Annotated in this window: 9 protein-coding genes; 4 read left to right on the top strand and 5 right to left on the bottom strand. The window is 28.3% G+C overall.

Going from position 1 to position 12,338, the window contains the following annotated elements; translation table 11 throughout:
• Positions 1-24: 24 nt before the first annotated feature.
• Positions 25-966 carry a hydrogen peroxide-inducible genes activator gene (locus ACJJVY_RS01680; RefSeq protein ID WP_405604491.1) on the top strand — a complete coding sequence of 314 codons (942 nt, stop codon included), beginning with the start codon at positions 25-27 and terminating at the stop codon, positions 964-966.
• A 73-nt stretch (positions 967-1,039) separates the two neighbouring features.
• Here ACJJVY_RS01680 and ACJJVY_RS01675 read toward each other — a convergent pair whose 3' ends face one another.
• A complete protein-coding gene (locus ACJJVY_RS01675) occupies positions 1,040-2,659 on the bottom strand; it encodes an ABC-F family ATP-binding cassette domain-containing protein (protein ID WP_405604489.1) in 1,620 nt (539 codons plus the stop codon).
• A 192-nt stretch (positions 2,660-2,851) separates the two neighbouring features.
• On the opposite strand from ACJJVY_RS01675, the gene ACJJVY_RS01670 reads away from it, so the two are divergent.
• A complete protein-coding gene (locus ACJJVY_RS01670) occupies positions 2,852-4,243 on the top strand; it encodes a hypothetical protein (protein WP_405604487.1) in 1,392 nt (463 codons plus the stop codon).
• Positions 4,244-4,376: 133 nt separating this feature from the next.
• Positions 4,377-6,194: a DEAD/DEAH box helicase gene (locus ACJJVY_RS01665; protein ID WP_405604485.1), complete on the top strand. Its 1,818-nt coding sequence runs from the start codon at positions 4,377-4,379 to the stop codon at positions 6,192-6,194.
• Positions 6,195-6,275: 81 nt separating this feature from the next.
• Here the strand turns inward: ACJJVY_RS01665 and ACJJVY_RS01660 are convergent, their stop codons facing one another.
• Both ACJJVY_RS01660 and ACJJVY_RS01655 read right to left on the bottom strand, forming a co-directional pair.
• Complete coding sequence (locus tag ACJJVY_RS01660; protein WP_405604483.1) at positions 6,276-7,091, bottom strand: lysophospholipid acyltransferase family protein; 816 nt, start codon at positions 7,089-7,091, stop codon at positions 6,276-6,278.
• 52 nt (positions 7,092-7,143) lie between these two features.
• Entirely contained in the window at positions 7,144-7,773 is a 630-nt protein-coding gene (locus ACJJVY_RS01655) for an NUDIX hydrolase (protein ID WP_405604481.1), read from the bottom strand.
• 91 nt (positions 7,774-7,864) lie between these two features.
• Between ACJJVY_RS01655 and ACJJVY_RS01650 the strand changes: the two genes are divergently transcribed.
• Positions 7,865-8,146, top strand: coding sequence for a hypothetical protein (locus ACJJVY_RS01650; RefSeq protein ID WP_405604479.1), 282 nt, complete (start codon positions 7,865-7,867; stop codon positions 8,144-8,146).
• Here the strand turns inward: ACJJVY_RS01650 and ACJJVY_RS01645 are convergent.
• On the bottom strand, positions 8,143-8,454 hold the full coding sequence (locus ACJJVY_RS01645) for a DUF6787 family protein (RefSeq protein ID WP_405604477.1): 312 nt from the start codon (positions 8,452-8,454) through the stop codon (positions 8,143-8,145). The genes ACJJVY_RS01650 and ACJJVY_RS01645 overlap by 4 nt on opposite strands.
• Before the next feature lie 39 nt (positions 8,455-8,493).
• Entirely contained in the window at positions 8,494-12,267 is a 3,774-nt protein-coding gene (locus ACJJVY_RS01640) for a beta-propeller fold lactonase family protein (protein WP_405604475.1), read from the bottom strand.
• Positions 12,268-12,338: the final 71 nt, after the last annotated feature.

Here is a 12,338-nt window from a genome sequence, read left to right as displayed (position 1 = left end):
TCTTTATCAGAAATTTTTATAAAAATGACAATTACACAATTAAAATATGTTTTATCTGTAGCAGAGTACAAAAACTTCACTGTAGCAGCGGAACATAGCTTTGTTACTCAACCTACTTTAAGTATGCAAATACAGAAATTAGAAGACCAACTTCAAGTAAAAATCTTTAATAGATCTAAAAAACCAATTGAATTAACACAAGTTGGAGAAAAAATTGTTGAACAAGCCAAGGTAATTGTAGATGAAAGTAATAGAATTTTAGATATTGTACATCAACAAAAAGGATATATTGGAGGTGAATTTAAGTTAGGTATTATACCAACTATTATGCCGACATTACTACCAATGTTTTTACAAAATTTCACAAAAAAATATCCTAAGGTAAAGTTGATTATAGAGGAATTAACTACAGAAGAAATTGTTAGAAAATTAACTGACGGACATATAGATGCTGCACTTGCTGCTACACCTTTAGAAAACGAGGCTATTAAAGAAAAACCTTTGTATTACGAGCCTTTTGTAGGTTTAGTACCACAAAACCATAGACTTTTTAAACAAACACAAATTTCTTCTGATGAATTAGAAATGGAAGATATTTTGCTATTAGAAGATGGCCATTGTTTTAAAGATAATATTATAAATTTATGTAGAACTCATAAAATTGATAACAAAAAAGGATTTCAATTAGAGAGCGGAAGTTTTGATACTTTAATTAAACTTTCTAAAGAAGGTTTAGGTATGACTTTGTTACCCTATTTACATACATTAGATTTAAGTGAAGTTGATAAAACACATTTAAGAGAATTTAAAAATCCGCCACCTGCAAGAGAGGTAAGTTTAATTTATCATAAATCTCAACTAAAAATGCAATTAATAGAAGCTTTAAAGAAAACTATTGATGGTGTTGTAAGAGGTGCTATTTCTTTTTCTGATGTAAAAATCATTAGTCCTTTACATAAGAAATAGAAATATAAAACTATAAAGAAACAAAAAAAAGGAAGCTAAAATTAGCTTCCTTTTTTTATATAAATAAATGATTCTAAGAATACATTTTATCTCTTAATTCTTTAATTTTAGGATCAGATAAATAATCATCAAAAGTAGAATATCTATCAATTACCCCTTTTGGTGTTAACTCTATAATTCTATTAGCAACTGTATTTGCAAACTCATGATCATGAGTTGTAAATAAAACAGTTCCTTTAAAGTTAATTAACGAATTATTTAATGCTTGTATCGACTCTAAATCTAAGTGATTTGTTGGCTCGTCTAATATTAAAATATTAGCTCTTTTCATCATCATTCTAGACAACATACAACGCACTTTTTCTCCTCCGGATAAAACATTACTTTTCTTTAAAGCTTCTTCTCCAGAAAAAATCATTTTACCTAAAAATCCTCTTAAGAATACTTCTTCTCTCTCTTCTTCTGTTTGCGCATATTGTCTTAACCAGTCTACTAAATTTAAATCTCCATTTTGAAAAAATGAAGAGTTATCTAATGGTAAATAAGATTGTGTAGTTGTAACTCCCCAAGAAAATTTACCTTCATCTGCCTTTTCATTATCATTAATAATCTGATAAAAAGCAGTTACAGCTCTAGAATTTCTAGAAATAACAGCAACTTTATCACCTTTATTTAAATTGATATGAACGTCGTTGAATAATTTTTCTCCTTCAAAATCTTTGGATAAACCTTCTACATTTAAAATTTGATCTCCGGCTTCTCTATCTCTATCAAAAATAATTGCAGGGTAACGTCTACTTGACGGTTTAATATCTTCAACATTTAACTTGTCAATCATTTTTTTACGAGAAGTTGCTTGTTTAGATTTGGCTACATTGGCAGAAAAACGACGGATAAATTCTTCTAGTTCTTTCTTTTTATCTTCTGCTTTTTTATTCTGTTGAGCTCTCTGTTTTGCTGCTAATTGGCTAGACTCATACCAAAAAGTATAATTACCAGAATAGTGATTAATTTTACTGTAATCAATATCAGAAATATGTGTACAAACTGCATCTAAAAAGTGTCTATCATGTGATACTACAATTACACAGTTTTCAAAATTTGCAATAAAGTTTTCTAACCAAGCGATGGTTTCAAAATCTAAATCATTGGTCGGCTCATCCATTATTAATACATCAGGATTACCAAAAAGAGCTTGTGCAATTAACACACGTACTTTTTGTTTACCATCTAAATCTTTCATTAGCGTGTAATGTAACTCTTCCGAAATACCTAAATTAGATAACATGGCAGCAGCATCAGAATCTGCATTCCAACCATTCATTTCTTCAAAAATGATTTGTAATTCACCTATTTTCTCTGCATTTTCATCCGTATAATCAGCATATAAATCGTCTATTTGTTTTTTAATTTTAAATAGCTCTTTATTTCCTCTTACAACTGTCTCTAAAACTGGATACTCATCAAAAGCATAATGGTCTTGTGTTAACACAGACATTCTTTTTCCTTTTTCTAAATGTACTTGTCCAGAAGTTGGTTCTTGTACTCCAGAAATAATTTTTAAGAAAGTGGATTTCCCTGCCCCATTTGCACCGATAATTCCATAACAATTTCCTGTTTGAAACTTCGTATTTACATCATCGAACAAAACTCTTTTACCAAATTGAACAGATAAGTTAGAAACTGATAACATACTACTATAATATTTTTAATTTCTGCAAAAGTACAAATTCCATTTGTCTTTTCGTACTTGATTACAAACCCTTTTAAATTAATTAAAAATCTACTTTTATGACTATTTTTAGAACTATTTTAACAATCAATTAACAACTATAACATCTATGAATCTCTAACTTTGTACTACTAGTATTGAGCCATAAACTATATGATTAAATATCTATTTCGTTTCTTTTTATTAATTACAATTACTTTTTTATTTTCATGTAATTCTAATTCTAAAAACACAACTACCTACTTTGGTGGTAAAATTATTAATCCTAAATCTAATTACGTTATTTTATATTCTATGGAAAAAGTTGTAGATACTTTTTTCTTGAATAAAAAAAATAAATTTATTGGTAAGATTAAAAATGCAAGAGAAGGTTTATATTATTTTAAACACGGGGTAGAAAATCAATATATATACATTGAACCTAATGATAGTTTAATGCTTCGTTTAAATTCTTGGGATTTTGATGAATCTCTGGTTTTTGTAGGTAAAGGAGCTGAAAGAAATAATGTTTTAATAGATTGTTTTATTGAAGGGGAAAAAGATGGTAAGATGTTTTATGCATATAACAAATTGAATCCTACTAATTTTCAAAAAAAAACAGACTCTCTTTTAAATTTAAAGCTTAAAACTTATAACAATTATCTAGCCAATCATACTGAGGAAACAAGTGGTTATAAATCATTTTTAAAAGTTGCTCTTACTTATCCTATCTATGCAAGAATAGAAAAATACCCTATTGCACATTCTAAATACACCAAAAACAAAGAGTTTCCTAACACAAATGCTAACTTTTATAAGCATAGAAAATTTGTTGATATAAATAATGATACATTAATGTATTATTATCCTTACTCTAAATATATAAGTAATTTCTTATACAATACAACGTATTCTCTAGGGCATAAACCTATGGTTAACGAGTATTCTTCTAAGTTTACTATTGACTTATTAAACACAACTAATAATAAAATTAATTCTTCTGCTTCTAAAGATGCAATTTTAAAACAAACTGTTATAGAGCATTTTTATAAAAAATCTAATTGCGATGTAAATGAAAAGGTTTTTGATGAGTATTTTAAATTATCACAAAACAAACAAGACAAAGATCATCTTAAAAAACTTTTAGACGATAGTAAGTATGTTCTTAAAAATGAAAAAATCTTTGATTTTATAATTACTGATTTCGATAACCAAGAACATTCTATTAAAAGAGTTATAAAAGGTAAAAATGCTTTCTTATTTTTTTGGAATCCAGAACATTCTTCTCCTTTATACATATCTTCTAGAATGAATTATTTGAATAGAAAATTTCCTGAAATTGAATTTATTATTATTAAAACTAACCATAGTAATAATGATAAACTCAAAAAATTAAATATAAAAACACAATACTATATTAATAAAGAAAGTAAAGCTAACAACTTCTTAACAAGTAAGATGCCACGTGCTATAATAATCAATAAAAAAGGTATTGTTACAAATGGATATGCCTCAATTTCTTCTAATAAAATATTCAAACAATTAAAAGAATTAGCTAAAGACTAATAGTTTACTCTCATTCAATAAATTTATTGTATATTTGCACGATTTTTATTTTGAGTCTAACTCACTAATAATCAGGTCGAATTTATAATCGGGTTTACAGGTAGGCGTTCTGTGAATCCAAAAAAACACAGTAATGTCAACATTTTTAGAATTAGGTTTAAAAGAACCGATTAACAGAGCATTGACGGATTTAGGTTACGAAAAACCAACCGTTATTCAAGAAAAAGCAATCCCACAAATTATTTCTTCAACAGATGATTTAAAAGCATTTGCACAAACAGGTACAGGTAAAACAGCTGCTTTTAGTTTGCCAATCTTAGAACTTTTAGATCCAAACAACAGCAATGTACAAGCAATTATTTTATCACCTACTAGAGAGCTTGCTGTTCAGATTGGTAATAATATTAAAGACTTTTGTAAATATCTTAAAGACGTAAAAGTAACTACTGTTTATGGTGGTTCTAGTATGGAAGATCAAATTAGATCTTTAAAAAGAGGTTCTCAAATTGTAGTTGGTACTCCAGGTAGAACTGTAGATTTAATTAACAGAAGAGCTTTAAAATTAGGTAACGTACAATGGTTAGTTTTAGATGAAGCTGACGAGATGTTAAATATGGGTTTTAAAGACGAATTAGATAAAGTCTTAGAAGCTACACCAGAAACAAAACAAACATTATTATTTTCTGCAACTTTTCCTAGAGAAGTAGAAGCAATTGCAAGAAATTACATGACAAAACCAGTAGAAATTACTTCTGGCGAAAAGAACCAAGGTTCCGATAATGTAAGTCATGAGTATTATTCTGTTACAGAAAGAACACGTTACCCTGCTTTAAAAAGAATTGCAGATTTAAATCCAGATATTTATGCAATCATTTTTTGTAGAACTCGTAGAGAAACGCAAGAAGTTGCAGACAATTTAATTAAAGATGGTTACAGTGCAGATTCTTTACATGGAGATTTATCTCAAGGACAAAGAGATTCTGTTATGGGTAAATTCCGTAAGAAAACAATTCAAATTTTAGTAGCAACAGATGTTGCCGCTCGTGGATTGGATGTTACCGAATTAACACACGTATTAAACCATAAATTACCAGATCAAATAGAAAACTACACACACAGAAGTGGTAGAACTGGTAGAGCTGGTAACAAAGGTATTTCTATCGTTTTGGTAAATGGAAAAGAAAAAGGAAAATTACGCCAAATAGAAAGAATTATTAAAAAGAAATTTGTAGAAACGAAAGTTCCTACAGGTAAAGAAATTGTTCAAAATCAATTAATGAATTTAATTGATAAAGTACAAGCTACTGAGGTAAACGAATCTGAAATTAACGAATTTTTACCAAGCATTTATGAGAAATTAGAAAGTTTAAACAGAGAAGAATTAATTCAAAAGTTTGTTTCATTAGAGTTTAACACCATGTTAAAGTACTATGAAAACGCAAAAGATTTAAACGATTTATCTTCAAGAGATAATTCTAGAGCGAGAACTACCGATGATAATATGACTCGTTTCTTTATCAATATTGGAAGAAAAGATAGCTTAAATCCAGCTAAATTAATTGGTTTAATAAATGATCAAAACATTGGTGATAAGATCGAAATTGGAGCTATCGATATTTTAGATACTTTTTCTTTCTTTGAAATTGACAAAAATTTCGAAGACCAAACTTTAGAAGCTTTTTCTAGTAATCAACCTGATTTTGATGGGAGATCTGTAAATGTAGAAATTACAAAGAAAGATCGTTCTGGTGGTGGACGAAGAAGAGGAGGAAAAAAACCTTTTGGTAAGAAAGATGGAGGATTTGGAAGACGTAGAAGCTCTGAAGGTTCTTCTAGAAGAAGTGATGATGGTGGAGGAAGGTCTGAAAGACGTTCTTCTTCTGATAGACCAAAAAATACTGGAGGTGATAGAAAATCTGGCGGATTCGGAAGAAAACGTAGAGAACGTTAATCTTTAATTATTTATATATAAAAAAAGCCTTATCAAAATTGATAAGGCTTTTTTATTTGTTAGATGTAAGAAGTTAGTTTATTAACTCCAAAAATTTCTTTGTTTATTTAGTTCTTCTTCTTCTTTAGTTAATTCTTCTAATTCTTTTACAGATAAAACTTTTAAGAAAGAAGGATGCTGTTCTATTGCATATTCAATCATATTAACAATATCAGAAATATCATCATTCTCATAATCAATTTTTAATGGCTCTTTAATTACCATAGATTGTAAAACATTACGTTTTTTTATACGTAATCCTTTTTTATCAAAAGAACGTCTAAAACCATCAATAACAATTGGCACTACAACAGGTTTATATGTTTTTATAATATGAGCTGTACCTCTTCTAATTGGTTTAAAAGGTGTTGTTGTTCCTTGCGGAAATGTAATTACCCAACCGTCATTTATTGCTTTTCCAATATTAGATATATCAGAATTTTTTACTTGTCTTTTTACGTCTTTGCCTCCACTTCTCCATGTTCTTTCAATAGAAACAGAACCCATATAAGCAAAAATCTTAGGTAATATTCCTGCTCTCATTGTTTCTCCTGCTGCAACAAAGTATACGTTTAATTTAGGGTTCCATATATATCCTATATTTTTAATTGTATCATCTCTACCACTTAAAGAAGCATTAAAGACATGAAACATGGCAGCTACATCTGCAAAATAAGTTTGATGATTAGAGATAAATAAAACTCCAGAATCTGGTAAGTTTCTTAGATGTTCTGATCCTTCAATCTGAAGGTCATTAAATTTGCGATATCTTCCGTGAGAAATAATTCCAAAAATTCTAATTAGCCATTTTTTTAATACTAAAATATGACCAAATGGATTCCTTTTTAATAAAGGCATTCTAAATTTGTTTTAAACTAGTTTATACAAATTTACAAAAACATTTAAGAAGTTAGTCTTTTAGAAGTTCTTTAATTTCCGACAACATCATAGCCGTAGCCCCCCAAACAACGTAATTATTTAATTTAAAGCAAGGTACTTCTATATTCTTCATATAAGATGTATTCATTTTAACAGAACTAAGACTATTATCGTGCATTAGATCATCTAATAAAACTTCAATTATTGTATCAACTTCATAATTTAAGATAAAATTTGGTCTTTGTTTTACAACACCTAAAAAAGGAGTTACTAAAAAATTACTTGGCGGAATATAAACATCTGTTAGCTCTCTAATTATTTTAACTGAAGACTCTAAAACACCTACTTCTTCGAAAGTTTCTCTTAAAGCTGTATTTTTTAAACTTTTATCTAAAACATCTAATTTACCACCAGGAAAACTTATTTGCGAAGAATGTGTACCTTTATAACTAGCTCTTTTGGTTAAAAGAATACAAGTTTTTTCGTTATCATTAGGATAAAATAAAGCCAATATTGCTGCTTTTCTAGGCTTATTTTTTATTATTTGTTCTTCGTTATATTTTAGTCGAAGCTTTGGAGCCATTTTAAACTGAGCTTTTAAACCGCCTAACTTTCCTTTTTTAAATTTATTTATTTTTAATTGAAATTCTTTAAAATTCATTCTTAATAGTTACTTTAAACAAACTTATCATTTTCTAAAACAAATAAATATTTTTTGGCAAGAATTTTGATATATTCAACATAAATAAAATATGAATAAAAAATACAAAAAATTAATTTTAAGCATTATTTTAGATGTTATTGGTTACTTAACTATTATTCCCATAGATATTTTTTGGGCTCCAATATCTGGTTATTTAATGACTAAAATGTACAAAGGTAGTAAAGGAAAAATTGCAGGTATTGTAAGTTTTCTAGAAGAAATTATCCCTTTTTCTGATGTAATACCAACATTTACAATTATGTGGTTTTATACATATGTCTTTAATAAAGAAGATGGAAATAAAGTAAAGACTAAAACAATTGAGAATTAATTTTCATTTTTAAAAAGAAACCCAAGTCCTACTCTACTTAAAAACTTTTTTTCAAAAGCCCAAAAGAATTTAAATTGCCCAAACAACCAACCAACAATAGGTAAAGTAAGTTGATAAATAGGAAATATTAAAAGAATTCTTAGCGGCCAATAAATTAACGGATTAATAGAATCTGGAGATAGACCTAAAAAACTAGTAATAGGTTTTGCTACCCAAGCAGAAAATGAGCCATTTATTGCAAAAACAATAAAAATGGCTATTAAAGACCAATTACTTTCTATTCCCCAACGTTCTTTTAGTTTCCTCATTATTTTGCAAATTTACAATTAGAAAATTAAATATGAAGTCTAGTTGATAATAATTTTTTTAGTAATAATTCCTTTATCTGTTTTGGCTTTTACTATAAAAACACCTGTTTTTAAACTTGCACCCATTAGCCTTAATTCTAAGGTATTTTCAATATTTATTTTTCTAGTTATTTCTTTGCCTAAAAGGTTAAAAACAACTACTTCATTTACTAAAATAGAAGAAGATTTAATTATAATTTCTTTATCATCATTAAAAATTAAAATCTCTTCAGAGTTAATAAAGTCAGAATTGTTTAAAGTTTTACTTATAAAGGTTATAAAAAAACGATTATTATAATCCCCTACTGCTAAACTTAATGTTTTAGCTGATAAAGTTAAATTATAATATTTTTCTGTAACAGCATCAAACAGATAAACATCTGTTTCTAAATTTGATTCGTCTATTTTAAAAGTAACATCTCTGGTAATATCTGTTCTTACTTTTAAGGGAATTATTAAAGATTGATTAAAATTTTCTATTCCTGTAATTACAAACGGAGAGCTACTATCTTCTATTATTAATGCTAGGTCCGTAGATTTATAATCCAACATTTCTGCCTCAAAACCATTTTCATACTTATTTGTAAGACCTCTAAAACCAATTGCTACATTTCTATGATATAAGTCTTCATCTATTTGTGTTTCGAAACCTAATCTTAAAATAGGAAAACTCTTTTCTTCTTTAACCTGATTACTTTTACTAAAAAATTCTGTATCAGTTTTAAATACATCAAACACTCGTTGTGAATTATTAAAAGTAATTGAACCACCTGTTGTAGATGCTTTTACAAAAAAACTTTGCGCTATACCAATATTTTGTCCTGGTATTTTTCCTGAACCACCAAATTCTGATGCAGCTGTGCCTAAACCGATTACACGAGTTGCATAACCACCAGCATAATCACTAGATTTATGAGATGATGCAGAAGATTGATAAAAATACAATGTACCTTCTATGCTATTTACACTTGTAATATTATCAGAAATAAATGTATCTGCATTAATTGGTGAAGAATATGGGTTACCTAATAAACTATAAGTTCCGCTCCCATAAGCATCTATAACATGCATATACTCTCCGTCGTTTGGTTTACCTACAAAAGTATAATTTTGTCCATTTGAATTTCCTGTACTTTTAAAATTAAAACCAACTCCAGGATTTAATAATTCTGTAGAAGGATCAATTCCTATATTCCATTCATCATCACTTATATAGGTTGACAACCAATAATTACTTAATGTAATTGGGGATGTTGTGTAATCTCCATCAAAATCATTTGTAAAAGTTATGTCAGAAGGAACCCCTGTAGTAGTTAATGGTATTGTCCCATCTTTTAAAACTCCTTTTATATTATAAGTTTCTCCATTTGTAGTTACTGGAGATGTAAAATAACCCGAATCATATATAGAACTTAATTCACTTTTTACGTCTTTAAATAAATTTCCATCTCCAGAAATATTTCTAGTTCCTGTATGTGTTTGTTTTAATTGAGAGCTACCTAAAAGTCTTAAATCTCCTATTAATTCTAACGAACCAGAAATATTTAATTCTAAATCTGTTGCCACAGATAAAGTGTTTCCTGTTTCTACATTTAAGCAAAAACAATCTACATTTTCAATTAAAGTAACATCAGATTTAATAAGAACTCCTTTAGTTGTATCTGCTATTGTCGGTTCTCCGTTAGTTCCACTTCCTCCAGACCAACTTTCATTATAAATAATATCATCATAACAATTTATAAAATTTACACCTACAAAATCAGAAAACCCAACGGCATTATTTACGCTAGATGCTGTTGAAGAAGAAAAAGCTGCATTTGTAAAATTAAATACCAAATCGTTAACATCATCTACTTCTAAGTGAGATTTAGCTACTCCGTTAAAAGAAAGTGTTGCTATAGTATTTCCATTAGACAATGTAAAAATAGGTGTTAATCCTTCTGGTAAATTGGTAATTGAGAATTGGGTATCTTCATCCAGTAAATTATCTCCATCAATATCTGCAAAAACTTCTCCTGTTATAGTTACAGTTAATTGATTGGAAGTACTTATTGTTCCATTATTTGTTGTAGACTCTTCATGAAGGAATCCTTTCTTTAAATTGAATTCATTTACATTATCATTCTCTAAACCAACTATATATAATTTAGAACCTATATCATCAAAAGTGATTCCTGTTACCCTATTCTCATTTGAAGATATTAAATATTCGTTTGTTAAAGTAGGTGTTCTTGTTAATAAGTCAAAAGGTGTAATGAGTGTATATTCATAAACTTTATTATTTTCATCTCCTGTTACAAAAAATTTTGTTCCATCGTTTTTAAACGCCAAACCTGTAGGAGCATTATCATCAATATCAACAGAAAAACTACCTATAGGTCCAGATGCAATACCTGACAAGTCGTAATTAGTAGAAAGTGAATATACAATTATTCTATTTGTGTTATTTCCTAGCATAAATAACAAACTACCGTCGTTATTAAAAGTAAAACTTGATGGATTTGAATCGTCATTATTAACATCATAACTACCTAAATGACTAACATTTGACGACAAATCAAATGGTGTAGAAACGGTATATTCTTCAATATCATCAGAATGAGAACCTACAACATAAAACTTATCTCCAACATTATTAAATTGTATGCCTCTAATAAAAGTTTCTTGACTCCCTATAAATAAAGCATCTTCAAATACTATTGTAGAAATATCAAACGGAATCGATAAAGAAAATTGAGATACCGAATTTAAAGCATCTCCTGCAACATACATCTTGGTACCATCAATATTAAAAAGAACATCATGTATTGTTATTTCTATTGTTTCTATTTTATAACTATCTATATAAGTTACAGCAGACGTAAAATCAAAATTAATAGATAAACTATATTCATCAACATCCATCCCATCTGTTCCAATTACATAAAATTTAGAACCTATATCATCAAAAATAACTTCTTGAGGCTCTGTTTCATTATCTTTTATGGAGTATTTTGTTGAATATGTAGCAGAAGTTAAATTATATTCATTCCCTGATGAAAAAGTATAGATGTTTATATCATCACCAGCCATACCAATCACATACAATTCACTTCCATCATTATTAAATGCAATTCCTCTTGGATTGGACTCTTGAGTAGAAACATCTAATTCTGCTACCACTCCTGTACTTGCAGAAGAAACATCATAAGCAGGGCTTAAATTAAATTGGTAAATCTTATCTGTATCTCTTTCTAAAACATATAATTTAGATCCGTCATTGTTAAAAGTAATGCCATTAGGTCTTGTTGCCGAAGATCCGTTATATGAAAATATAGCTTCAGAAATATCAAAAATATCGTTAACTATAGCTGAAGAGACATCCCAGTTTATGCCCAAATCAAACTCTATAATATGATTACCAAAGTCTCCTGTAATATACATTTTAGACCCTGACAAGTTAAAGGTTATATCTTGGGCTAATCTTTCTACTCCAGAAGCTAAATAATAATATTTATCTAAATGCGACATTGTAGATAAATCGTAAGGAGTAGTTAAATTAAATTGGCTTATAAAATCACCACTCTCTCCAACAGTATAAAATTTAGTTCCTCCATCTCCAAATGCCATTCCGTTCGGAGTTCTTTCATATGAAGTAATTCCATTTGTTACCCCTGCAAACTCTAATTCTGTAATGTCGAAATAATTAGGCCCACTATATTCTAAACTTTGTGCAATTATAAAAAAAGGAGAAAAATTAAATACTATTAGTAACAAAAATGCCTTTATTTTCATGACTTATTAATTTTTAAGCATGAGGGATAGCTTTTTAATTACATCATAAATATAGCAGTTTTTAAATTAAT

The sequence above is a fragment of the Polaribacter sp. Asnod1-A03 genome, assembly GCF_045063585.1.
Classification (GTDB): Bacteria; Bacteroidota; Bacteroidia; order Flavobacteriales; family Flavobacteriaceae; genus Polaribacter.
Note: the sequence above shows the minus strand (reverse complement) of the source record. Positions and strands in the feature narration are given on the sequence as shown.